The 25087-nt window shown below is 41.9% G+C and carries 27 protein-coding genes and 1 other annotated feature; of the genes, 12 read left to right on the top strand and 15 right to left on the bottom strand.

All coding sequences use genetic code 11. From position 1 onward, the window contains the following. Positions 1-37 precede the first annotated feature (37 nt). Together HPC67_RS09340 and HPC67_RS09335 are read right to left on the bottom strand one after the other, a co-directional pair. Positions 38-1396 (bottom strand): sensor histidine kinase, encoded by a 1359-nt coding sequence (locus HPC67_RS09340; protein WP_217587341.1) that lies wholly within the window; start codon positions 1394-1396, stop codon positions 38-40. Between the two features lie 2 nt (positions 1397-1398). Continuing rightward, entirely contained in the window at positions 1399-2091 is a 693-nt protein-coding gene (locus HPC67_RS09335) for a response regulator transcription factor (RefSeq protein WP_217587340.1), read from the bottom strand. 169 nt (positions 2092-2260) lie between these two features. Between HPC67_RS09335 and HPC67_RS09330 the strand changes: the two genes are divergently transcribed. Together HPC67_RS09330 and HPC67_RS09325 are read left to right on the top strand one after the other, a co-directional pair. Next, positions 2261-3631, top strand: coding sequence for a S1C family serine protease (locus HPC67_RS09330; protein ID WP_246569890.1), 1371 nt, complete (start codon positions 2261-2263; stop codon positions 3629-3631). 206 nt (positions 3632-3837) lie between these two features. After that, on the top strand, positions 3838-4641 hold the full coding sequence (locus HPC67_RS09325) for a zinc ribbon domain-containing protein (RefSeq protein ID WP_217587339.1): 804 nt from the start codon (positions 3838-3840) through the stop codon (positions 4639-4641). A gap of 61 nt (positions 4642-4702) precedes the next feature. Here HPC67_RS09325 and HPC67_RS09320 read toward each other — a convergent pair whose 3' ends face one another. From HPC67_RS09320 to HPC67_RS09310, 3 genes are all read right to left on the bottom strand, one after another. Beyond that, the gene (locus HPC67_RS09320; RefSeq protein WP_217587338.1) at positions 4703-4912 is read right to left on the bottom strand and encodes a zinc ribbon domain-containing protein; all 210 of its coding nucleotides are present in this window, start codon (positions 4910-4912) and stop codon (positions 4703-4705) included. Positions 4913-4998: 86 nt separating this feature from the next. Beyond that, positions 4999-5682 (bottom strand): TraR/DksA C4-type zinc finger protein, encoded by a 684-nt coding sequence (locus HPC67_RS09315; RefSeq protein WP_217587337.1) that lies wholly within the window; start codon positions 5680-5682, stop codon positions 4999-5001. A gap of 69 nt (positions 5683-5751) precedes the next feature. Then, positions 5752-6198: a GNAT family N-acetyltransferase gene (locus HPC67_RS09310; protein WP_217587336.1), complete on the bottom strand. Its 447-nt coding sequence runs from the start codon at positions 6196-6198 to the stop codon at positions 5752-5754. Between the two features lie 532 nt (positions 6199-6730). Here HPC67_RS09310 and HPC67_RS09305 point away from each other — a divergent pair. Beyond that, positions 6731-7675, top strand: a complete 945-nt coding sequence (locus tag HPC67_RS09305; protein ID WP_343327828.1) for an NAD(P)-dependent oxidoreductase — start codon at positions 6731-6733, stop codon at positions 7673-7675. 120 nt (positions 7676-7795) lie between these two features. Here the strand turns inward: HPC67_RS09305 and HPC67_RS09300 are convergent, their stop codons facing one another. From HPC67_RS09300 to cspD, 3 genes are all read right to left on the bottom strand, one after another. Beyond that, entirely contained in the window at positions 7796-8101 is a 306-nt protein-coding gene (locus HPC67_RS09300; RefSeq protein WP_217587334.1) for a hypothetical protein, read from the bottom strand. Continuing rightward, complete coding sequence (locus HPC67_RS09295; protein ID WP_246569935.1) at positions 8094-8741, bottom strand: class I SAM-dependent methyltransferase; 648 nt, start codon at positions 8739-8741, stop codon at positions 8094-8096. The genes HPC67_RS09300 and HPC67_RS09295 overlap by 8 nt, the downstream gene beginning before the upstream one ends. 341 nt (positions 8742-9082) lie before the next feature. Continuing rightward, positions 9083-9280 (bottom strand): cold-shock protein CspD, encoded by a 198-nt coding sequence (cspD, locus tag HPC67_RS09290; protein WP_156645513.1) that lies wholly within the window; start codon positions 9278-9280, stop codon positions 9083-9085. Positions 9281-9704: 424 nt separating this feature from the next. Here cspD and HPC67_RS09285 point away from each other — a divergent pair, with 424 nt between their 5' ends. Then, complete coding sequence (locus HPC67_RS09285; RefSeq protein WP_246569888.1) at positions 9705-9965, top strand: hypothetical protein; 261 nt, start codon at positions 9705-9707, stop codon at positions 9963-9965. A gap of 170 nt (positions 9966-10135) precedes the next feature. Here HPC67_RS09285 and HPC67_RS09280 read toward each other — a convergent pair whose 3' ends face one another. Then, positions 10136-12538 (bottom strand): penicillin acylase family protein, encoded by a 2403-nt coding sequence (locus HPC67_RS09280; protein WP_217587333.1) that lies wholly within the window; start codon positions 12536-12538, stop codon positions 10136-10138. 131 nt (positions 12539-12669) lie between these two features. Here HPC67_RS09280 and HPC67_RS09275 point away from each other — a divergent pair, with 131 nt between their 5' ends. From HPC67_RS09275 to HPC67_RS09260, 4 genes are all read left to right on the top strand, one after another. Continuing rightward, positions 12670-12867: a hypothetical protein gene (locus HPC67_RS09275; RefSeq protein ID WP_217587332.1), complete on the top strand. Its 198-nt coding sequence runs from the start codon at positions 12670-12672 to the stop codon at positions 12865-12867. A 165-nt stretch (positions 12868-13032) separates the two neighbouring features. Beyond that, positions 13033-14004, top strand: a complete 972-nt coding sequence (trhO, locus tag HPC67_RS09270; protein ID WP_217587331.1) for an oxygen-dependent tRNA uridine(34) hydroxylase TrhO — start codon at positions 13033-13035, stop codon at positions 14002-14004. Between the two features lie 659 nt (positions 14005-14663). Beyond that, positions 14664-15827: an MFS transporter gene (locus HPC67_RS09265; RefSeq protein ID WP_217587329.1), complete on the top strand. Its 1164-nt coding sequence runs from the start codon at positions 14664-14666 to the stop codon at positions 15825-15827. A 122-nt stretch (positions 15828-15949) separates the two neighbouring features. After that, on the top strand, positions 15950-16423 hold the full coding sequence (locus tag HPC67_RS09260; RefSeq protein ID WP_217587328.1) for a glutathione peroxidase: 474 nt from the start codon (positions 15950-15952) through the stop codon (positions 16421-16423). A gap of 130 nt (positions 16424-16553) precedes the next feature. Here HPC67_RS09260 and proS read toward each other — a convergent pair whose 3' ends face one another. From proS to ytzI, 6 genes are all read right to left on the bottom strand, one after another. Beyond that, the gene (proS, locus tag HPC67_RS09255) at positions 16554-17993 is read right to left on the bottom strand and encodes a proline--tRNA ligase (protein WP_217587327.1); all 1440 of its coding nucleotides are present in this window, start codon (positions 17991-17993) and stop codon (positions 16554-16556) included. A 142-nt stretch (positions 17994-18135) separates the two neighbouring features. Beyond that, positions 18136-18376: a binding site (T-box leader), on the bottom strand. 360 nt (positions 18377-18736) lie between these two features. Next, positions 18737-19288, bottom strand: a complete 552-nt coding sequence (locus HPC67_RS09250) for a cysteine hydrolase family protein (protein WP_217587326.1) — start codon at positions 19286-19288, stop codon at positions 18737-18739. Between the two features lie 51 nt (positions 19289-19339). Further along, on the bottom strand, positions 19340-20173 hold the full coding sequence (gene thiD, locus HPC67_RS09245; RefSeq protein WP_217587325.1) for a bifunctional hydroxymethylpyrimidine kinase/phosphomethylpyrimidine kinase: 834 nt from the start codon (positions 20171-20173) through the stop codon (positions 19340-19342). Between the two features lie 45 nt (positions 20174-20218). Beyond that, positions 20219-20704, bottom strand: a complete 486-nt coding sequence (locus HPC67_RS09240; protein ID WP_217587324.1) for a DUF456 domain-containing protein — start codon at positions 20702-20704, stop codon at positions 20219-20221. Positions 20705-20726: 22 nt separating this feature from the next. Continuing rightward, positions 20727-21350 (bottom strand): glycerol-3-phosphate acyltransferase, encoded by a 624-nt coding sequence (locus HPC67_RS09235; RefSeq protein ID WP_217587323.1) that lies wholly within the window; start codon positions 21348-21350, stop codon positions 20727-20729. Positions 21351-21371: 21 nt separating this feature from the next. After that, positions 21372-21503 (bottom strand): YtzI protein, encoded by a 132-nt coding sequence (gene ytzI / locus HPC67_RS09230; RefSeq protein WP_246569887.1) that lies wholly within the window; start codon positions 21501-21503, stop codon positions 21372-21374. Between the two features lie 380 nt (positions 21504-21883). Between ytzI and ehuB the strand changes: the two genes are divergently transcribed. The 4 genes from ehuB (at position 21884) to ehuA (ending at position 25078) form a co-directional block, all read left to right on the top strand. Then, the gene (ehuB, locus tag HPC67_RS09225) at positions 21884-22774 is read left to right on the top strand and encodes an ectoine/hydroxyectoine ABC transporter substrate-binding protein EhuB (protein ID WP_217587322.1); all 891 of its coding nucleotides are present in this window, start codon (positions 21884-21886) and stop codon (positions 22772-22774) included. A gap of 104 nt (positions 22775-22878) precedes the next feature. After that, positions 22879-23538 (top strand): amino acid ABC transporter permease, encoded by a 660-nt coding sequence (locus HPC67_RS09220; protein WP_217587409.1) that lies wholly within the window; start codon positions 22879-22881, stop codon positions 23536-23538. Then, complete coding sequence (gene ehuD, locus HPC67_RS09215; protein ID WP_217587321.1) at positions 23538-24260, top strand: ectoine/hydroxyectoine ABC transporter permease subunit EhuD; 723 nt, start codon at positions 23538-23540, stop codon at positions 24258-24260. Before HPC67_RS09220 ends, ehuD begins: the two co-directional genes overlap by 1 nt. Then, positions 24260-25078, top strand: coding sequence for an ectoine/hydroxyectoine ABC transporter ATP-binding protein EhuA (gene ehuA, locus HPC67_RS09210; RefSeq protein ID WP_246569885.1), 819 nt, complete (start codon positions 24260-24262; stop codon positions 25076-25078). The genes ehuD and ehuA overlap by 1 nt, the downstream gene beginning before the upstream one ends. The last annotated feature ends 9 nt before the right edge of the window (positions 25079-25087 follow it).

The raw sequence follows: 25087 nt of genomic DNA, 5'->3' as shown, positions 1-25087 counted from the left end.
AATCTGCATCTGGCACCCCAAAATGATGTCAATTACGTTACCGGTGCTTTTTTTCTTGTTTCTCGGTTCTAAGAGATATTAAGACCGTAAATTTGGCCCCGCCAAATTCTGATTGTCCAGCAGTAATGCGCCCACCAGATTGTTCAATAATCGCTCTGGCAATTGAAAGACCAAGCCCTGTTTCTCCGCTCTTCCCTTTGACAAACCGCTGAAAAATTTGATGGACAATGTTTTCTGGTATCCCATCACCATCATCTTCTATAACAATCTCCGTATGATCGAGCGCCTTTTTAACCGTCATATGGACGTGTCCCGCTCCATGACGAATACAGTTGGTCATTAAGTTTAACAATGCCCGCAAGAACTTTTCTTCGTCTACATAGATGTTTATATCAGTGTCTGCATTCAGATGAAGTTCTATTCCTTTCTCATGAGCAATTGGTTTTGTACGATCTATGGCCTGTTCAAGGAGCTGTTTAACATCTACTCGTGTAGGCTCATAAAAGGACGGTTCACTGTCCAGCTTTGCCAGTAAAATCATCTCATTTATGATTTTCTTTAACCGCTTCACTTCAGTCACCATGACGTCGAGACCTTTTTCTGTTTCGGCCTCATCAAATATATGATCACGGATCCCCTCGGCGTAACCTTGAATAGACATAAGTGGCGTTTTAAGCTCATGACTCGCATTCTGAAAAAACGCTTGTTGCGACGTCATATACTTATGTAAAGCATCCGCCATATCATGAACGCTTTTCTCGAGATCCTTTATTTCACCAGTTGCTTGAATCGGTTGAATCGCATCAAATTGTCGTTTCTCGATCTTTTTTAATTCCATTCGCAGTTGCGTTAACGGGGTGACGAGCTTGTTCGTTAAATAATAACTCAATACAATTGCTAAAACACCACCAACTAAAAAGACAATTAACAGCCGCTGCACAAATGACTGTTGCACCGCTTGCAAGTCTGTCATCGGTGTCAGCATAATGAGCTCCATACCCGACTCCCGCGGGTAAAATAAAATTCTCGAGGTCACATACTTATTATTGTTATACGTCCATAATGTCTCTTTTGCATCAGCAATGTCATTACTTTTCACAAAGCCTTGTGCTGCCTGTCTTGGTAATGACGTATACAGCACACGGTTATATTCACGATCATATAAAAACAACTGTAAATCCTGTGTTTCCAAAAAGTCGCTGAAGGCTTGTACATTTTGCCGATCGTATTGCTGATTTAAAATGTTAACGAGTATTTCTCCCTTTTGCTTTAATTGGCGTTGTTCATCTTCAACGAGCATATCAAGAATCAATGAATAAATGACAAAGCCCGTAACGGCCATAATGACGAGCAGCAACGTCGTAAACGCTGCATTTAACTGATATTTTAATTTCATAACTAATCCTCATCATTTCTGAAGCGATAGCCATAACCCCATACCGTCTCAAGTGGCATATCAGGAAGTTTACGGCGCAGTCTTTTAACGAGATCATCTACGGCACGATCACTTCCGAAATAATCCGAACCCCACACATTATAAAGCAATTCTTCCCGGGAATACGCCCTGTTTGCATGGGTGGCAAACAGTTTCAATAGATCAAATTCCTTCGTTGTTAATTCTATTTCTCGATCATTCCAAAATACGAGACGCTCATTTAAATCAATTAATAAATCGCCTGAACGTATTTGATGTTGTTCATCTGCTTCTTGGTGGTTAGAAGACGTCGAGAGCGTTCTTTTAAACAGCCGCTTTACGCGCGCTACTAATTCTCTCGGACTAAACGGCTTTGTCATATAGTCATCTCCACCAAGCTCAAGACCAAGAATTTTATCTATTTCTTCATCCTTAGCAGAAATAATGATGATCGGAACGTCACTCTGCTCGCGGATTTTTTTACAAAATTCATACCCGTCCATACCTGGTAGCATAATATCTAGAATCCACATGTCAGGAGGGGTTGACTCCCACAGCGTCCACGCCTTTTCTGCCGATTCCGATAATGTCACCCGAAAGCCCTCTTGCTTCAGGTAGGCAGATACGATGTTACCGATATTCGGATCGTCTTCTACGATACCAATATGTTGATTCATCGCTTTAACCCCATCTCATTGTTTTCTTTCTTCTATTTTTACACAATTCCTTCACCTGCGACAACAAAAAGCGCAATTCCATCATTTTTACACATTTCTCCCAAAGCAGTGCCATACGTCATGTTTACAATAAATGGTGAATCAAAGATATTGTTAGGAGGGACTCATTATGGACGAAAAAAATAACAAAACACCATCAAATGAAAACATGGATGATCACTTAAACAACCACTCAGATGTCAATAATTCGATAGAGAACAGCAATTCACACATAGACCAAGAGGACACAGGGTCTGCTTCATACACAGCTTCATCAGAGCACCCGTCCGAAGCGCCCAAGACATCCTCAACCAAAAAGAACACACCACAACGAAACAAAAAACGCTCTGGCGTTGGTACGAGTTTTATTGGTGGTTTCTTCGGCGGTATTGTATCAACAGCACTCATCGTGCTGTTACTCGTGAACAATTTAATTCCAGGCATCAGCCTTGCAGGGCCCATAAATGAGGATGATGCTGCAGCTGCTGAAGCATCAATTAAGCCAAACATCGTTAAGACCATTTCTGATGATTCCGATACAGCAACAGGTATAGATGAGGCCGCAGATGCTGTTGTCGGTGTCATTAAATTACAACAGGAAAGCATCTGGACGCCTTCAAGAGAAGCTGGCACTGGCTCTGGTATTATTTATAAAAAGCAGGATGGCAAAGCGTATGTTGTCACGAATGAACACGTTGTAGAAAGTGCCGAAGAAGTCGAGGTTGTACTGAATGATGAAGAGCGCATTAAAGCCAAAGTCCTTGGCACCGATACTTTAACAGATTTGGCGGTCTTAGAAATACCAGGAGATAAAATCGATACAGTTGCAAAAATTGGTGCCTCAGCTGACTTAAAAGTTGGCGAAACAGTTATCGCCATCGGTAATCCGCTCGGTATGGAATTTGCCAACACGCTCACAAAAGGGATTGTTAGTGGCTTAGACCGTTCTGTCAGCATCGACACAACTGGCAACAGACAAGCCGATTGGGTTTCAGAAGTGATTCAAACTGACGCAGCCATTAATCCTGGTAATAGTGGTGGTGCACTTGTGAATTCAAAAGGCGAGGTCATCGGTATTAATTCAATGAAAATAGCCCAAAATGCCGTTGAAGGTATTGGCTTTGCAATTCCAATTGATACAGCATTACCAATTATGGAGCAGCTTGAAACAGACGGTACTGTCGCGCGTCCATTTATCGGAATTACAATGGCACCGATCAATCAAGTACCTGCACAATACCGTAATATGATTCAATTGCCTGAGGATGAAAATGGCGGTATTGTCATTGCTCAAGTGCAGGAAGGCTCACCAGCAGCCGCAGCTAATCTACAGCAATTTGACATTATAACAAAAATCGGCGACAAAGACGTCACGTCAATTGTAGACTTACGTACTTACCTCTATTCAAAAACAACCATTGGAGAATCGGTTGAACTGCAAATTTATCGTAACGGAGAACCCAAAACAGTTACTTTACAATTGGTCGAACGGGGAAACTGATCAATATGTGCTAAAGAGCCTAGGATATAAAGTTTAACGCATAAGAAGAACACTGCTAAACGTTAGCTCCGGAAATACACGCAGACTGCTTTAAAAGCAGTCTGTTTTTCATTTGTAAAAATAAAGGATATTATAATTTTTTGTCGAATATATGTAAGTGAGTGAAAAAATATCTCGATTATTATAGTAGAAGGGAATGTGATTACATGCAATGTCCTCAATGCGGCAAACATACAGACGAAGGTAATTTCTGTATGCATTGTGGTGCACCACTTCAACAGGAAGAATCGGCAGCTACAGCTGATGCGTCACATACAGTTGATGATCAAGCGGCGATTCAAACAGAACAGGCAAGTGATACAGAAGAAAAACAAACAAATGACACGGTCGAAGCCATTAAGCAGACCGCTGTCAATTTTGGCCAATTCTTTATGAAGCTCGTCAAAAAACCGAGTGAGGCGGCAAACATCTCTGGACAAGAAATGGTTTCAGGTATTATCTCTATGAGTGTTTATACGTTACTTTATGCATTAGGATTTTTCGTACTTATGAAGAAGATGTCAAGCTTCATAGGTGGCTTTGGAGGTATGTTCGGTTACGGTATGTCGGTCTCTTTCGTAGACGGCTTCCTAATGCCGTTACTGTTATTCATTCTTTTATTCGCGATTGCAATGGGCTTAACCTTTGCGGCGCTCAAGCTTACCGCTAGTTCAGCTGTTTCAATTCAAGCGGTTGTTGCTAAATTCGGTGCTTATTTAATCCCTTATACGTTATTACTCGCAATTGGAATGATTTTTATGCTGATTGGCATTGGTACTGTCGGTTTTCTTGCAATTATCATCAGTTTGTTTGGCATCCTATTAATCATTCCGACATTTATTTTAAACGATATCACGGTTACGGGAATGGATCGTATTTATGCACTCTTAATCGTTTATACAGTTAATTTAATTGCCTTTGGGTATATTATGAGGTCAGCCGGCCTCGGAGGCATAGGAAGCTTGTTTTAAGACGAAACAGAAGAAGGCTTTTCCGAAACGGAATCGCCTTCTTTTTTTGTTATAATAGCTGTTATCCACCAAAAAATAAGTCGAAAATATTGCTAGCCGTTGAACTGTTACGATTATAGAACTCTGAGTAGCCGCAGTTCTCACAATATACGACGGTAAATTGATTGTGCTGCATATCAAACATTTTAGACAATCCTGTACCCGTCATAGAAACATCTTTTGTTCCTGCCTGCGTACTACCGCATTTAATACAACCTTTTTGTTCACTCATCATGTTTCCCCCTTTGCTCATTACTACGCATAAAGAGGGCCTTAAGTTTCACTAAATTCTGTTAAACATGCTCGGTGCCATATGAGCTAGTCGTTACGATACCGATCATACTCGGCTTCATATTTTTTATGGTTCGGTGTCACACCTGTGAAACGTCCTTCTCGATCAGCGGCAAGGAAATTTTCTGGTGCCTCGGTCCCACCGATTTCCTCATCATCATTCGGATACATGTTATTATAATCTGCTCGGTCACCATAGAAATCAGACGGAGACTCGCTCGTTCCATAACGGGCCACGTCTTGCCAAGCGTCTTCAGCGTCATAAGCCGCTTGAGTCTCAGGTGTTGTATCATCTGGATTAATATTAGGACTAAACACACCTTCCTCAACCGGACGATTGTTTTCAAACACCGTCTGATTTGCATGTTCGATACACTTGTCCGCTGTTGGCACAGCCTGTAGTCGCTCAAAAGGAATATCTCGACCACAATCGACACAAATGCCATATGCCCCATCTGCTATCGCGTGCAAAGCTTTGTTAATATCCTCTAATTCTGCTTCAGCATGTTCGTTTAAGGCAACATCTTTTCCACGTTCAAACAGCTCTGTGCCATGATCAGCTGGATGATTATCATAATTGGACAACTCACCTGTCGATTCTTTAATGAACTCATATGTTTTACCGAAATGGTCCTCCACCTGCTGAATCAGCCGTGCCTGGCGTTCTTGTAGTAATGATTTACACTCTGCCAGTTGTTCGTGGGTCAACATTTAATCATCACCCTCCAAGATTACAATGAATGCTAATTATACTATGTACACCCACGGCGAAATGATACTTTATTTAAGCTGCCAAACCATGTCAATATGAGGAATATTATCCTCCAAATACATATCAGAAATTTGTTCAAAGCCGAGCGACTCATAAAAGTTTTGTAAGTATTGCTGGGCTTGAATCTTTATCTGTGTTTCCTGCCACTCTTGTACAATATAGGCTTTGGCTTTTTCCATTATGTCGCGAGCATACCCATTATGCCGATACGGTTTCGTAACGATTACTCTGCCAATTGAAGCAAGCTCATAACGACTGTTTGCTGGCATGAGCCGAACATATGCCGCAATGTTTTGATCAATTTCTAAAAAATAGTGCATAGCGATTTGATCATAATCATCCAACTCTGGATATGGGCAAGACTGTTCTACAACAAACACATCAACCCGCGCTTTCATGATCTTGTATAATTGGTCATTCGTTAATTCTTCAAAGGACTTTAAATGCCAGTTCATTATGTCACATCCTTAATTTATGTCTATAGAATTGTATTAAATCTTTTCTTTGCTGAAAAATAGTTCGCCTTTGCGGAATAAAGCCGGTGCTTCGCGGAATTATGTCGCTACTTCGCGGAATAACTAGCATGCTTTGCGGAATTATGTCGCTACTTCGCGGAATAAATGACACGCTTTGCGGAATTATGTCACTCCTTTGCGTAATAACTAGCACGCTTTGCGGAATTATGTCACTCCTTCGCGGAATAACTAGTACGCTTTGCGGAATTATGCCGCTACTTCGCGGAATAACTAGCACGCTTCGCGGAATTATGCCACTCCTTCGCGGAATACCATGCACGCTTTGCGGAATTATGCCGCTACTTCGCGGAATAACTAGCACGCTTCGCGGAATTATGCCACTCCTTCGCGGAATACCATGCACGCTTTGCGGAATTATGCCGCTACTTCGCGGAATAAATGGCACACTTCGCGGAATAACGCGCAGATCATCACGCCGTACGATCAACAACGATACTAAAAAGATGTTGTTATTTGTCTGTTTAACCTCTATTCTAAAGAAAGACAGTCATTTAATTCCAGAAAGAGAGGGTTAAGCCGTATGATCACGAATAGATCAACAGTTGGTTTTATCGGAACCGGGGTTATGGGAGGTTCTATGGCAGAACATATCCTAAATGCCGGTTATCCAGTTCATATTTTTACGCGGACGAAGGATAAAGCAATGCCTTTATTGAACAAAGGGGCCGAGTGGCAGCCATCGATCAAAGCTTTGGCAAAACAAGCCGATATCATTGTGACGATGGTCGGCTACCCAGCTGATGTTGAACACGTTTATTTCGGTGAAGATGGGCTTTTAAATCATGTTCAGCCTGGTACATACTTAATTGATATGACGACGTCAAAGCCGGCACTCGCTATAAGGATTTATGAAGAGGCCTCCAAGCGTGATTGCTATGCTATCGATGCGCCTGTATCCGGTGGTGATATCGGTGCGCAAAAAGGAACGCTGTCAATTATGGCAGGTGGTGAGCCGTCAACGTTCGATGCTGTGCTTCCTCTATTCAAATTAATGGGTACGAATATCATACATCAAGGTGGACCAGGGGCCGGACAGCACACAAAGCTTTGTAACCAAATAACAATCGCCTCGAATATGATCGGCGTATGTGAAGCAATCGTTTATGCGCAAAAAGCTGGCCTCAATCCTTCCCGCGTTTTGGACAGCATCACAACAGGTGCTGCTGGAAGCTGGTCTTTATCCAACCTGGCACCGCGGATGATTAAAGGCGATTTTGCACCTGGGTTTTACGTGAAGCACTTCATTAAAGATATGACGATCGCCATTGAGTCGGCACAGGAAATGGGCTTGTCTACACCAGGACTTGACTTGTCCTTGAAGCTATATAAGGAGCTTGCTGATAAAGGTGAAGAAAATAGCGGCACCCAGGCTTTGATTAAGCTGTTTATCCGGTAAATAATATGAAGGTGGTCGAGGGAATAAGATGTTAGATGCCCCCTCGGCCTTTTTCTCACAATTATCCGTTCGGTCGATATTCAAGTCTTACAATTTCCCCACAACACCTCTATCACACATCTATTTACTTGGCTTCATTTGATCAATTTGCTGTTGTACGGTAAAGGCCAGATCATTATTACCGAACAATTGTAATACGTTTAGAACCGTTTCATTTGGAATGTACTCAGACTCTTCTTTTGACACAGTTAAATCAAGTGCTTCTGCCAATGCCTGATTATTGCCTTGTGACGGATATGTTTCTTTGTACAGCGTCTCAGGATCAAGATCATTATTAATACACCATTGTGCATAGACGAGAATCATCATCTTTTCATCATTTTGATAGCTCGCAATAATATAGTCTTCTGTCTTTTTATCAGTCATCGTTATCCCCTCTTTTTTGTAAACAAAATACCCACATAAATGTTAGAGCTTGTTGAAGCTTTTCTGGTAAATCAGCGTATTGCTCACGCTTAACACCCTCTTTGAATACGCCCATACCATCCTCATACAAAAAAACATCGTTTGTTGCCAGCTGCTGGAATTCCCATGGCATCATCGTATTACATATGGCATGACCATACTCAAGTCGTGGATAGCTATGTGCTCTCGGACCTGCGGTTGGTCCTAGTATACCCGCAAACAACCGGCCACCCGGTTTTAACACACGCTTTATTTCCCTTAAAGCTTCAAGCGGCATTTCTGTCCATTCCAGCACGTTAATGCACATGACAGCATCGAATTGTTGCTCAACAAAAGGGAGAGCTGTTGCATTTCCTTGTAAAAAAGTAATGTCATTCGACTGGGCAGATTGCTGTGCGAGCGCGACCATCTCTTCGGATAAGTCGACGCCTGTAACGTAATGACCAGATTTATGTAATTTTATCGATCCATACCCATCTCCACAACCAATATCTAAAATCGCTTGCTGATCTCGACAGTACGTGTTTATAAACGGGATAATATCTTTTCTACTTCCGTAATCCCACATTTGTTTGCTTTTTGAATGCCAGTTGTTCGCCATCTTGTTCCATGACTTTTTTGTTTCCAAGCTCCAATTAAAATCATCCGCCAACCAAATCCCCCCTGACATAAACATGACAGTGCTTGTTCCAGAACATTTGACATGTCTTCGTCAAATGATAGCACACATACAATCTCCATATTAAAAAATGAAGTGTTTCTCTTCATTATACATGCTCTGCTTCAAAAGCAAAGGTGTTCATCCCATCGAACATGTCAACTAAATTTGGAGGTAAAAACGTTATAATGTGTTTTTCACGAGAGAGGGTTATCATTCTCGTGAACTACAAAAAAAAGAGCCCGACACTCATTACGAGCGTCAGACCCTTTTGTCTCTATGAATTATAGTTTAACAACGTTAGCAGCTTGTGGACCGCGGTTGCCTTCGACGATTTCGAATTCAACATCCTGGCCTTCTTCAAGTGTTTTGAAGCCTTCATCTTGGATAGCTGAGAAGTGTACGAATACATCGTCACCGTCTTCACGCTCGATGAAACCAAAACCTTTTTCTGCGTTGAACCATTTTACTTTACCATTCATGTTTTACGACCTCCTTATTCAAAAGCTTGCAAAGTAATTGAAACATGAATACTTTAACTTCACCTTGAAAAAGAGATCGTAAAGTATTGCGGAACTTCAATTGTCTTTTGCTATTACCTACTTTACTCTATACATCATTTAATTGCAAGCTTTATCCATTATTTTTAAAAACATTTTTATTTAAAAGCAAAATATACATAAATAAAGTGATCATCTATGCTACCAATTATACGAAAGGGCATGACGAATCGTATCGAATTTGGGCTTTCATTTCAAATATTAATATTGTCTGAGCTCATTTTAGTGTCTCACCATTTTTCCGTTCAAATGCTGTTAGGCGATCATACATTTTTCTAATTGTGAAGGCTGCCACCGTATCTGGAAGGACAAGGCGCGCGTAAATTAACGTATGGAGGTGAAGAAGATGTTACAATTGGAGGCTTACGGCGTGATGCTTATTCCAATCATTATTGGAATAACAGAAGTCGCAAAATTAGCTGGGCTCCCAAAGAAATTTGCACCATTACTCGCACTCGTACTCGGTATAGCTGCTGGTTTAACGTATGCTAGTCCCGGTAGTATAAAAGGTGGGATTCTCGTTGGAATTGCACTCGGTTTATCATCTGTTGGGCTGTACAGCGGCACTAGAACAATGATCATTAAAAACAATAACGAAGGAGATTAGCGAGGATTGGTATTTTCATAGTGACTGAACAACTGAACATGGGATAAGAGACAAGCTTCCATTTTAAGGGACAAGTTCTCAGGTGTTTGTTGTCACTTCTAGATTTTTATCGAATGACACCAAAAAACCACTTCTACAGAAGAATAATCTGCAGAAGTGGTTTACTTCGTCTAAGGAACTAATTTTAACTCTAAGCCTTCTGTTTCTCCAAACCTTGTTTCATGATAGTCTCCCTCAACCCAGTCATCCATTTGATCGTGATACCAGTCACTACGAAAATGCCCAAATTGACCTGGTCCGACGATATGATGACCTGTCTCAAGGTCACCTGCATCAATGACAAAGCGCCATGATGCACCATGGTCGACCTCACCTGTTTCAGCATCGTAGGCAGCAGCCATCGGTGTGACACTGCTTCCATCAACTGGCATTGGAGCCTTATTATTAAACAAGTAAGCTAAAACAGGATTGACACTTGACAACGGATGTTGGAACTGTACTTTATGATAATCTCCCCAGCGCCAATCATTCATTTTGCTACCATACTCATCTGATAGTTTTTTAAGTGTGGTTTTTAAAGATTGGTGCAACACCGCTTCGATACCCCCAGCTTCTTCAATCCAAACGGAGCGATCGCCGCGGAGTGCTTTGCGCAACATTTCATCTGTTGCCTGGCCTTTTCCACTGAACATCCCCATCATCACTTCTGAAATATCATCGTTATAAATGATTGCCTCAATTTCATCCATCCAATGATGAAAAACAAGTGGCTCTGCATCTTCCTTGTCGTCAGAAAAATCCCAGTCCGTCAGAAGATTAAGCGCCTGTTGTTCCTGTTTTTCTAATGCCATTTCTTCAAGCACCCCAGAAAAAAGTGGGACAAATTCTCTCGCTTGCATGTTAACGGCGTCCATTTGCAGCGCCTTCATATCTTCAACAGTCAATTCGTCATTCGATTCAAGCACCTCTGCTATACGTTCATAGCGATAAGGCTGTGCCCAAACATTGCTAATGTGGTAAGGATACTCTTCACCGACAATTTTATTGTTAGCTGTCGCGATAAAGCCCTTGTCTGGATTAATGACGGTTGGCAGCTCATCAAAGGGAATAAACCCCTGCCATTCCTTTTCTTTCTCCCAACCAGGTAGAGGTAGCAACGCATCGTCACCAGTATCATAGATTGGGATATTACCGTTTGCTTTATAGGCGATTGTGCCATCCTTTGCAGCAAATACAAAATTTTGTGCAGGTGCTAGAAATTTTTCTAGTCCTTTTTCAAATTCCGTCCAATTGCTTGCTTGATTAATGTCTAAAATGGCTTCCAATTCTGTCGTTGGGTCAAGTGCCGTCCATCTTAATGACAACACCTCATCCTTCCCACTCTCCTCAGCAAACTCTGACACAATCGGACCATGTCGCGTTTCAGTGACCTGATAGTCAATTGTTTGTCCATCTTTTACATGGATCGGTTCATCGTACACGGTCGCTTCTTCCCACTCATCCTCAAATAAAAACTCATGCTCATTTTCAGAATTTCTTTTTTCTAAATAGAGCTGCTGTACATCTGGACCAACATTCGTTACACCCCAGGCAACATCGTCATTATGGCCTAATATAATCCCTGGGACCCCTGCAAATATAACCCCGCTTACTTTCATATCATCACTTTCCAAAACCATCTGCACCCATATGGAAGGTGTTGCCAAGCCTAAGTGGGGATCGTCTGCGAGTAACGGCTTACCCGTTTTGGTTTTTTCCCCACTAACAACCCAGTTATTACTGCCATTAAAGGCATGAGGAATGACGGCCTCTTCAAAGCTTGCCGCGATATCCAGTTCTCCTTCTCCAATGATCGTCGGCTTCTGCTCTGGATAAGTTGGAAATAGCTCTAATGCTTTTTCTTCGGGGAATTGCTGCAGCGCATAATAGTTGAATGCTTGCCTTTCCCAATGTCCACCAAGATCAAATGCCATATATTTTCCAATCGTTAAAGAATCAATGACCGTCCATTCTCGCGGCTTCATCCCCATTAACGTAAACTCTATCGGGAGGTTATTTGTTTCCGTCGCTTCTTTAATATAAGCATTGACACCGTCTGTGAAATTTTGTAGAACTGCTTTTGCTTCGTCAGAATAAAGGTCATATGACGCTTCAGCAGCTCGTCGTAGCCCTAATGTACGAAAGTATTTATCGTGATCAATCGCCTTTTCCCCGACCACTTCGCTTAACGTACCGGATGCCTGTCTTCTCGACATCTCCATTTGGAACATTCGATTCTGTGCCTGTACATAACCTTGAGCAACATATAAATCATGATTGTTGGTCGCTTTTATATGTGGGACACCTGACTCGTCAGTGATCACCGTTACCTCGTCTTGAAGATGTGACAGCGTGATCTCTCCTTCAAGCTGTGGTAATGATTTGTTTATGTATGCGTTCGCAAAAACAATTGCACCAATTACGATGAGCAGCATAACGCTGACAATGATTAAGATAACTTTTTTCTTACTGCGTTTTTTTACACGATTGCCTTTTAGTTCATATGCATGTTCTTCCAATGAAACCCCTCCCATAACACAATATTAACGTTAGTTATAATACTAATAGTGATGGTATGATTTGTAAATTTTTCAGTTAATTACTTATATGTTAGACTTGAAAATATACTGAATTATTTTACTGGATTATTTTTGGGGGTGTACTAATGGAGTTTGTTAAGGGGTTAATTCTTTACGGTGTATCACTTTTCATCATATATTTTGTTATAGAGACAGCTGTTAAAAACGGTATTAATCATTCAAGAATAGGACGTTTGCTAGAACAGGAGCATAAGAGGGATACTGATTATCCGAATAAAACATCTAGATTTGATGCATTCGTCAAAAATGATTTGGATAATTGAACAGAGAATCATCATACAATACATTAATGAATAGCAGAATCAGATGAGTATCTACTTTAAATATAGTGATTATGTTGTTATAATATTTTAGTGCAAGATGTATCTATATATTAGTTCACCTTCATTTATATCTTGCAAATATAGATGGACAGGTGGTTAACAACCATGGAAGAAAACAAACATTATCAAGTACTGTTGTATTATTACTACACAGACATTAAAGACCCTGAGGCATTGGCAGCAGAGCACCTTGAATTTTGTAAGGGACTTGATCTAAAAGGCCGGATTTTAATTGCGCACGAAGGGATTAATGGAACTGTGTCTGGTACTGTCGAAAGTACTGAAACGTACATGGAGGCAATGCAGAATGATCCGCTTTTCGAGGGGATTGTATTCAAGGTTGACCCTCATGACGGACACGCATTCAAGAAAATGCATTGTCGCTCACGCCCCGAGCTGGTCACGCTTCGTCTTGAAGACGACCACAATGCACGGGAACTTACAGGCGAGCATCTTGAGCCTAAGGCATTTTATGAAGCAATGCAAGATGAAAACACAGTTGTACTCGATACAAGAAACGACTATGAGTATGACATTGGGCATTTCCGCGGTGCCATTCGCCCAGATATCAAAAAATTCCGCGACCTCCCAGAATGGGTGCAAGAAAATCGTCACCTCATTGAAGGTAAACGTATTCTGACCTATTGCACAGGCGGTATCCGCTGTGAAAAATTTACTGGGTGGCTCATTAAAGAAGGCTTTGAGGATGTTGCTCAGCTACATGGCGGCATCGTCACTTACGGAAAAGATCCCGACGTGCAAGGCGAGCTATGGGACGGACAATGCTATGTATTTGATGAACGCCTTTCTGTACCCATTAACAGGAAGGAGCATGTCGTAGTCGGTGTCGATTACTTTGACGGCACACCGTGTGAACGGTATGTCAACTGTGCCAATCCTGAATGTAACAAGCAAATCCTTTGTTCCGAAGAAAATGAGCATAAATATATGCGCGGCTGCACACACGAATGCCGTGTAACCCCACGCAATATATATGTAAAAGAACATGGATTAACTGAAGCAGACATTAAAGAAAAACTGCGCGTCATTGAAGAAACAGATAAAGTTACGCAATAAAGTAAGAGCAGGAGGATCATCATCCGTTGATGATTCTCCTGCTTATTTGTGTTGTGCTTAGGGGTGCCTGTCACTCCCCGTATTATATCGTTTTATGTCGAATGACCAACCCTCTCCGACCATGTTCTTATTAGCCCATTCGTCGCTTTTCGTTGACGCAGTAGGGTTGAAGGTAGTTTCCCGATAACACGATTGATGGTATAATAAAATACAGTAAACTGACTTTTCATGAAGAGTGTGGTAGAACTGTCATCTTCAGTCATCTTCATTGGAACACTCCAGAGCGGTGCTTGCCAACGGACATTATTCGTGCCCGAACGCTTATGTTAGCATTTAGGATCTTAATAGCTGTCATTACCATAAAATGAACCCCTCCTTTGCGTTTAAGAAGCGCAGAGGGATTATTTTTGCTTAAAGCTGTCTGGCCTCTTTTATGAGATTAGATTTATTGGTCATCGAGACCGCTCCATGTACTAGCATGGGCGGTCTTTATGATTATAAGCCATTATCATTTTTTCACGGTAAGTACCGAGAGAATTATGTTTTTTGTACATATAAGGTAACGGCGTCATTCCACCACTTCCCTAACGGTTTATCAATTTAAGTGGGCTGATACCATAGCTTAAACATTTTCAGCATTCGAAAGTGAGTTGTTTTGATTGGTCTCTGAAAAAGTAAGATTTTGGATTTTAATAGGGATTGTCGGAATATCGGGGTTCTCCCAAGGCATGCTGATGCCGACGATCGCCATTATTTTTGAACATGCGGGCATTAGTTCATCGGTGAACGGACTTCATGCGACTGCATTATATATTGGTATACTCATCGCTTCACCTTTCATGGAAAAACCGATGATGAAAATGGGCTATAAACCGTTTATCGTTCTTGGAGGTATATTAGTATTTCTATCCCTTTTTTCATTTACGCTATGGGATTCGCTCATTTTTTGGTTCATACTCCGTCTTTTAATTGGCATCGGTGATCAAATGCTGCACTTCGGAACACAAACATGGATTACTACGACCGTTTCTGAAAAAACCCGTGGCAGAAGTGTCGCATTGTACGGTCTTTCATTCGGTCTAGGATTTGCCATGGGCCCTTTACTGACAAGACTTGTCGAGATTAATGAGGAATTACCATTTATGGTATCAGCTCTTCTCAGTATGATGATGTGGCTGCTCATCTTCTTAGTAAGAAATGAAAAACCGAACATGGAAGAAGACGCCTTCAAGTCAGTCAGCTCTATGAAAAGAATTACAAAGACGTTAAAAGTCGCCTGGGTTGCGATGCTGCCAGGATTTGCATATGGCATTCTCGAAGCAACGTTACACGGTATATTCCCTGTGTACGGTCTCAGGGTCGGGCATGATGTCAATGCGCTTTCTCTTATTATTCCGTTGTTCGCGCTTGGAAGTGTTATCACACAATTACCGCTCGGAGCTTTGAGCGACAAGCTGGGACGTAGAAAAGTGTTGATTTTTGTCTTTTTGACCGGCATCATCTGTTTCACACTAGCCGGTATGCTGGAAGACTCGGCTGTTGCACTATATATATTGTTTGCAATTTCCGGCATGGCCGTCGGTTCTACATTTTCACTTGGAATCGCCTATATGACGGATCTACTGCCTGCAACGCTGCTTCCCGCTGGCAATATTCTAGTAGGTGTCTGGTTTAGCCTCGGCAGTATTTTTGGTCCTTTTCTAGGAGGATTGTTTATTGAGGCATTCCCGCACGTATCGTTGTTCTACTTAATCGTAGCAATGCTGACGGTCGTGCTCATCATTCTACTTATAAACAAAGAAAAGCATTTGAGTCGAATTTGAGGGGGCGGTCACTTCCTAAAATTTGTCGAACCCCTTCCCAGAGCCTAATCACCTTTATGGGCATATACGTTGACATTAAATTCCTGTTTAGGTAGCTTGAAATTAAAAGGGGAGTGATAGCAGTGAATGTTCATGATTTTTCAGTAAAGCAGATGGATGGAACCGAAAAGTCTCTCGCTGATTATAAAGGGGACGTTTTGCTTATTGTGAACACAGCAAGTAAATGTGGCTTTACACCGCAATTTGAGGGGCTTGAAAGTCTTTATCACGACTATAAAGACCGCGGCTTTGTTGTACTCGGTTTTCCATGTAATCAATTCGCCAAGCAGGATCCTGGTTCTGATCAAGAGATTGCGGATTTTTGCCAGGTTAACTACGGTGTATCCTTCCCCATGTTTAGTAAGATAGATGTGAAGGGTGATAATGCCGATCCACTATTCAAATATTTAACAAATGAAGCAAAAGGCGTTCTGACAAAGCAAGTCAAATGGAATTTCACCAAATTTCTCGTTGATCGGGAAGGAAATGTCATTGATCGCTATGCACCAAAAACAAAGCCTGAACAACTAAAAGAGGATATTGAAAAAGTTTTATAATATGCTTTAGACGCGTGTCCGCATTCCTTGAAAATCCTTCGACAAAATTCAAGAAATACCAGGGGAGTGACTGGCACCGCAAAACAAAATGAGCGCTTCAAATGAAGCGCTCATTTTTCTTGTTCTATTTTTAGTATGCGCGTGCCCAGTAGACCATGTCTTTGGCTTCTTTGCCGCAGCAGACGCATGTGTCAGCAACTTTATCTTGTTCAAATGGGATACAACGTGATGTTGCCCCTGTGTCTTGTTTGATTTGCTCCTCACACGCTTCGTCGCCACACCACATCGCCTTAATAAAGCCACCTTTTTCTTCAAGCGTCTGTTTAAATGCGTCATATGTCTTCGCAACAGACGTTTTTTCAGCGCGATGCGCAACAGCTTGATCGTATAAGTTTTGTTGAACCTCTTCTAATAGCTCTGGCAATCTTGTTTTAACATCGCTCATTGCTACGAATTCTTTTTCCCCTGTGTCGCGACGTGCTAAGACGACTTGGTCTTTTTCAATGTCCTTTGGTCCGAGTTCAATACGGACAGGCACACCTTTCATTTCATACTCATTAAACTTCCAGCCTGGCATTTTATCGCTCGCGTCAATATCAACACGGACAAGATCCTTGAGCTCATCACGCAAATGATACGCATGATCAAGCACACCTTCTTTATGCTGTGCAATCGGTACAATCATCGCTTGAATTGGTGCGATACGTGGTGGAATAACGAGTCCACGGTTGTCGCCGTGTACCATAATTAAGCCACCGAGAATACGTGTGGACATGCCCCATGACGTTTGATGTACTGGTGTTTGATCACCATTTTCATCAAGATATCGAATATCAAATGCTTCGGCAAACCCTGTACCAAAATAGTGAGACGTGCCTGATTGTAGTGCACGACCATCATGCATTAAAGCTTCAATCGTTAACGTATATTCTGCACCGGCAAACTTTTCACTTTCCGTTTTACGTCCTTTAATGACCGGAATGGCGAGATAGTTTTCACACACATCCGTATAAACATCGAGCATTTGGCGTGTCTCTTGCTCGGCTTCATCGCCTGTTGCGTGGCATGTGTGCCCTTCCTGCCAATGAAATTCTAGTGAGCGTAAAAATGGGCGGGTCGTTTTTTCCCAACGCACAACGTTGCTCCACTGATTGTATAGCATTGGCAAGTCACGATATGAGTGAATGTTTTTCGAATAGTATTCAGCGAAAAGAACTTCAGACGTTGGGCGGACACAAATCCGTTCAGCCAGTTCTTCCTCACCACCGTGTGTTACCCAAGCCACTTCTGGTGCAAAGCCTTCAATATGGTCTTTTTCCTTTTGGAGCATGCTTTCTGGAATAAATAATGGGAAAGATACGTTTGAGTGTCCCGTTTCCTTAAATTGACGATCGAGTTCATCGCGAACATTTTCCCAAATGGCAAACCCGTATGGTTTAATGATCATTGTTCCACGGACAGGGCCGTAGTCTACAAGCTCAGCCTGCTTGACAACATCCGTATACCACTGGGCGAAATCGTCCTCCATTGCCGTTACTTTTTCTACAAATTGCTTGTTCTTTTTACTCACTGTATACACCTCTCTATAATGATTTAAGTTACATCGACTTGCTCAAGAATATGGAATAAAGACTGTCTTTACATAGTCTGCTCCTTCAAATCAATATCCTTTCAGAACAGCCTAAAATAAAACACAAAAAATCCTCCATCCAAAAAGGGACCGAGGTTTGTTGGTGGTACCACCCTTGTTTGCAGATACGTCCCCAAAATTGGGCAGACGTCTCCTGCACACTTAGTATGATAACGGTCATGAACCGCGCACGTTTTTCGGGTTTCCCTTTCCAACGGCGAACTCAAGAGGTGGGTTCCAATCATGTCTTTAGAAATTCACACCAGCCATTTCCTCTCTTTAAAAGACAATAAAATTGTACTAATCCTCATCATCGTTTCTCAATATAGTCTAAATATAAATGGTTCATTACGTAAAGTCAAGCCGGGATGAGTACGCACCTATACGTGTTCTCACCCCGGCAATACCTTTGTCAATTTAAAGCAGAACTGGGACAAAAGAGGTTTATCAAATGAAAATCCGTACAATACGACCGCTCCGAAAATATAGATCGCGACCGAACTTAATCGGCGATACCGCCGATTTCGAGGGCGTTCTCGCCGATTACGAGGGCGATCCCGCCGATTCCAAGGGCGTTCTCGCCTAGGCCTCTCCTCCCGCCGGAGTCTTCGTATATTTCCGGAGCTAATGTTGAGCATTGTTCGTCTTTTAAATTTAACTTTAAGTTTTGTCCCAGTCTCTTGTTAAACGACTTTACCACCCAATGTCGCTTCAAAATGTCCGAGTGCCCATTCATGTCCGGCCATGTTAAAGCTTGCGACACCTTTTTTATGAACGACGATGTCAAAGCCCTTATTGTACGCATCAATTGCTGTATGCAAGATACAAATGTCTGTACACACTCCAACTAAATGCAATTCCGTAATGCCTCTTTCGCGTAGCTTAAGCTCCAAATCAGTTCCGACAAATGCGCTATAACGTGTTTTATCAAAATAATGAACATGACTTGCATGCTTATGTTTTTCATAGACGTCCGCTAACTTCCCATACAGGTCGCGACCACGTGTCCCAATAATATTATGCGGCGGAAACAGCTTTGATTCTGGATGCAATTGATCTTCATTCATGTGGGCATCTATCGCAAAAAATACGTCATCACCAGCTTCAATGAACGACTCAGTAATGGCAACAATGTTATCTTCTAAAGCTTGACCTGGTACACCACATGTCAATTTACCATCTGTTGCTACAAAATCATATGTGTAATCAATGTTTAACAAGGCACGTTTTCCCATTATTTCACCCTCCACATTTTTGTTGGCCTTCCCCTACAACCAAACAGCTCCTTAACGGGTAACTGTAGCCACCTTGATGTCATGCTTTGTCCCAAAACGACGTCTCGCCGCATGATAAGTTGGCCCGACTTTATCCGTATATGTAAAGCTATGATCAATGGCAGCTGTGATGTATTCCTTTGCCAAGCCTACAGCTGATACAACAGATTTACCTTTCGCGATATAAGCTGTAATTGCTGCCGAATAGCTACATCCAGCGCCGCTCGTATTCATCGTATCAATACGAGGCGCTTCAAACGTCGTCATCTGCTCGCCATCATAGAGAACGTCAACTGCCGGTCCAGAGAGCCTACCACCTTTAACAAGTACATAATCAGGCCCTAAGCGATGAAGGTCAACTGCAGCGGTTTTCAAGTCATCAACTGTTTCAAGCTTTCGGCCACCAAGCAAGAGAGACGCTTCTGGCATATTCGGTGTAATGACCTTAGCAAGCGGTAATAACGTATCGATCAATGCATCAATTGCATCATCAGCCAGCAGCTTAGAATCGAGCTTTCCGACCATAACCGGATCGACAACAATATCTTGAATACCTGATTGCTTTAACATAACAGCTGTCTTTTCAATAACATCCTTTGAAAATAACATACCTGTTTTCATACTATCGACACCGACTTGATTCATTGCTGTGGCAAACTGTGCTTCAATCGCTTCCCATGTTTGCGGATGAACATTTTTATGCGTCTTCGGATGACGACCAACAATCGCTGTAATAACGCTCATCCCATATACGTCAAGCTCCTGAAATGTTTTCAAATCTGCTTGAATACCGGCACTTCCACCTGAAGCGGCTCCGGCAATTGTAAGTACACGTGCTGGTTTCATAACAACATGCTTCCCTTCTCAAAATGTCAATAACGTGCAGTCTCTTTAAAATATGATACCGATCACAAAGGCGGCAATCATAACGAGCTGAATGAATGCTTTGGCAAACGATCCACTTAAAAAACCGATTAAAGAACCGATTGAGGCTTTAAAGGCTTCTTCTACTGTCCGCTTTTGAACCATCTCAACGATCAGGACGGTTACAAACGGAACAACGAGAATACCGAATGGTGGGTATATAAATGATCCGACAATAACAGCCACCCCTGCAAGTCGTTCGCCCCACTTACTCCCGCCAAACTTTTTCACAAAAAAACTGTTCGCAATAATGTCTGCGACGATTAGAATGACTGTGAAAACAATCATAGCTGACCAAAATACCCAACCGAGCGCATCGCCATTCATTCCGAAATGATAAAGCAAAAACCCGACCCACAATAAAAGTACCGAGGGAATAACGGGGTAGAGCAACCCGACAAAGCTGAGTATAAACATCACAATTATGATCGCCCAAAATAACACTTCAACCATAGCCTTCACCTACCACTTGCATTCACTCAACGCCCTTCTTGAAGAAGCTCGCAATCTTTTTTTCTTCTTTATTGTATATCCGTAGAAAGTTTTCTCGGTGCATCACAACGCTTAGTGCGAGCATTATAAAAGCAGTGATGGCTGGAACCAAACCATACAGCACATACGTCCCAGTCACAAACGCTGCATACATAAACAAAACGCCGATGACTAAAAAACCAGAGCTGAGCGCAAACAATAATAAAACACCGATACTGACGAGGGCAAGCTGCCATTGTAGCGCCAGTAAAATACCGACCATCGACGCTGTCCCTTTTCCGCCTTTAAAACGCATTGTAAAAGGAAAATTATGTCCGAGAACAATTGCTAAAGCACCTAAATACACAAAAACAGGCTGCGTATCACTCCCAACACCTAGTTTAACCAATACAATCTTAATGAACACGACTGCAATAGTACCTTTTAAAATATCTATTAATGCAACAGCAATTCCATATTTCCACCCGAGTAACATCGTCGTATTTGATGCGCCGGCATTTTTTAGGCCTGTTCCCTTTATATCAATATTTTTCAGCTTGCCAATTAATTGAGATCCATGCATACTGCCGAACACATAGCCTATTACGACAGAGAGTAATAGATTCATGACATATCACCTCACTTTTGGTTATGTATCTGATTCTTCATCCTCTGGCAGCGGATCGATCGTATGTTTATAGGCGTACCCCTTTGATATTGTGATTAGAGATAAGACGAGTACAGAAATCGTTATCACAGCAATCATAATATAAATGCCCAATGATTCTACACCTCCATCTGCTTATAGGTAATCTCCTATTCATTAACCACATTTTAACATGTTGTTCTATTAACGGTCGACACGGACATGTCTTTTACCATTTTAATATGAATGCCCAATCATATTTTAGGCTTTTTTAGAGTATACGGTAGCAAATCGAATGATCTAACAGGAAATTTTTGTATAGATCAGTCATATAACGCATACATGATTATATGAGTCTTTAATTCAAATTATCTAAATTTATAACGTTTGAATGACTTTTTATATATCGCTAGTATTATAGTATGACTGTTTGGGACGCGGTGTCGCATCTTTTGGCGGGACATGCAAGCACTCAAACAAGTTGCTCAAAAAAAGAGGGAGGTCATGTTAAAAACATGAAGAAGTTATTACTGACTTCAGTATTAGGGTTATTACTCATTGCACTTGCTGCATGTGGATCAAATGATGATACGAGCGGTGATGGTGATTCAGGTAAATTAGCTGAGCTTAAAGAAGCAGGCACAGTTAAAATTGGCTTTGCTGATGAAAAACCATATGCCTACGAAGAAGATGGTGAATTAAAAGGGGCAGCGGTTGATATCGCTAAGGCGGTATTCAAAGAACTCGGCGTTGAAGAAGTCGAGGGACATCTGTCAGAATGGGACAATTTAATCTCAGGCTTGAATGCAGAGAAATTCGATGTGATCACAGCTGGTATGGCCATTAAGCCGGACCGCTGCGAAAACGTTGCCTTTGGTGAGCCTGAAATGAAATACGGTGAAGGCATGATCGTTGAAAAAGGCAATCCACTTAACTTAACGAGCTATAAAGATATTGCCGACAATCCAGATGTAACAGTTGCCATTATGTCTGGAGCTACAGAGATTGATTATGTTCAAACAGAAGGCGTCAGCGAGGACCAAATCCTAGCAGTTCCAGACATTCCAGCGAGCTTTTCCGCCGTTTCATCCGGACGCGCTGACGTGACAACTGGTACAGAAATGACTGTTAAAATGGCGCTCGAATCTGCAGAAAATGATGACTTGGAATTCGTCTCAGACTTCGAACAGCCGAACATTGAAGGTGTGCCAAGCTATGGTGCTGCTGCGTTCAACCAAAAGCATACTGACTTAGTCGAAGCTTATAACGAAAAGCTAAAGGAGCTTAAAGAAGACGGTACTGTCGGGGAATTACTCGAAGCAAACTACTTTAGCGCAGAGGGGAACTCTGTTGATCCAAGCATTACGACTGAATCTGTTTGTAGCGGCGACGTATACAAGGATTAAAAGGTATCAATTAGATTCTATTTGACACATAACATTTGACACCATAGGGTCTGGCTCCCATAGCCGGGAGGCAGACCTTATTGACTTTAGAAAGGGTGATCAGCATTAATGCACTAATCGAAATTTTTCCCACCCTGTTTCAAGGGGTAAAAATCACCATACTTGTTCTTCTTGGTTCCATTGTTGTAGGCTACTTCTTGGCGTTCATTGCCGGTTTTTGCCTACTTTCAAACAATATTATTCTCCGCACGCTTACCAGGTTTTACGTTGAAATATTCCGTGGCACCTCGCTTATCGTTCAATTGTTCTGGTTATATTATGCGCTCCCCATGTTATTTAATATTGACTTGGGCAGTAACTATTTAGCGGGTGTCCTAGCCATCTCTCTCAACTATGGTGCGTATATGTCAGAAGTTGTTAGAGGCTCAATCGTAGCTGTCGCACAAGGGCAACGCGAAGCTGCTACGGCGTTAAATATGTCGCGTTTTCAGCGTATGCGACTCGTCATCTTTCCACAGGCCGTTAGAATGATGCTGCCCGAATTTGGCAACTATTTAATTCAAATGGTTAAAGCGACGTCACTCGTCTCTTTAATTGGTATGAAAGACATCTTATATTACGGAGATCGCTTTCGATTCAGTGAAATTTCAATGACACCGATTGTGTTATTTCTCGCGCTTGTATTTTACTTTATCATTGCGTTGCCACTCATCTTCCTGACACGCAAAATGGAAGACATCTCTAAGAAAGGGGTGGCCAGCTAATGAATTGGAATAATGATTTGTTCTTTCAAGCGTTACCATTTATTTCAAAGGGCATATGGATCACACTATCGCTCACGATCGTCTGTTATGTTTTTGCCCTCATCTTCGGCTTCGTTTGGACGTTTTTAAAACGAATTCCTAATAAAGCAATCAATTGGGTCGTCACATGGACGATGGAGTTTATTCGCTCAACACCACCACTCGTTCAGTTATATTTTATCTTTTATGCTTGGCCAGAGGTTCCTTATGTCGGCATGACACTCAGTCCGTTTACGAGTGCGGTCATCGGCTTAGGAATTCACTTCAGCACGTACATTAGCGAAGTGTATCGTTCAGGAATTGAATCTGTTGATAAAGGACAATGGGAGGCATCAACCGCTCTTAACTTTACAACAAAGCAAAAATGGACAAAAATCATTTTGCCACAAGCTATCAGACCAACAATACCGATGCTTGGTAACTATCTAATCATCTTATTTAAGGAAGTTCCATTAGCAGCGACTATTGGTGTTGTCGGTATTCTTCATCTCGCAGGCGACTTTGGATCCCAGCACTTTAGGAACATTGAAGCTTATACCGTTGTAGCCCTTTTGTTCCTACTGATGAGCTATCCGTCAGCACTGCTCGTTAATAAGCTTGAGAAGAAAATGAATATGAAATTTGATAAAAAAGCTACGAATGGAAGCAAGACACTTAATGACTCGGAAGGAGCTGTTTCTTAATGGTAGATACAGTTACAAGCGAAGAACAAACAGCCAATGTCAACAAAGGCTTAGACCCAATCGTCAAATACGAAAATGTCCATAAATCCTTTGGGGATGTTGATGTTTTAAAAGGGATCAATCTCGACATTCTTCCTGGTGAAAAAGTTGCGGTTATTGGACCAAGTGGCTCCGGTAAAACGACAATCATTCGAATGCTCATGACACTTGAAGAGCCAACATCAGGACATATTATCGTTGATGGTAAAAATTTATGGGAAATGGAGAAAAATGGTGAGCTCGTTCCAGCAAATGAAAAGCATCTGCGGCAGGTTCGCGGTGATATTGGCATGGTCTTCCAGCACTTTAACCTGTTTCCACACATGACGATTTTAGAGAACTGTATGACCGCACCCACCCATGTGAAAAAAATGAGTAAAAAGGAAGCAAAGGAACAGTCGATTCAGATGCTTGAAAAAGTTGGACTCGGTGATAAGCTCGACAACTATCCCAATCAGTTATCTGGTGGACAAAAACAGCGTGTCGCAATGGCACGTGCACTCGTTATGCGACCAAAAGTCATGTTATTTGATGAAGTGACATCAGCACTTGATCCAGAGCTTGTCGGTGAAGTGCTTGAAGTCATTCGTGATATTGCCAATGAAGGTGAAATGGCTATGGTTCTTGTAACGCACGAGATGGAATTTGCCATTGACGTCGCTGATCGTGTGCTTTTTCTTGATGAAGGTGTTATCGCTGAAGAAGGGCCACCGAGCGAAGTGATTCAAAATCCTAAAAATGAACGACTACAAACATTCCTGCATCGTTTTCTTGGATAAAGACGTGAA

This window comes from Lentibacillus saliphilus (assembly GCF_019093865.1).
Lineage (GTDB): Bacteria > Bacillota > Bacilli > Bacillales > Amphibacillaceae > Lentibacillus_B > Lentibacillus_B saliphilus.
Note: the sequence above shows the minus strand (reverse complement) of the source record. Positions and strands in the feature narration are given on the sequence as shown.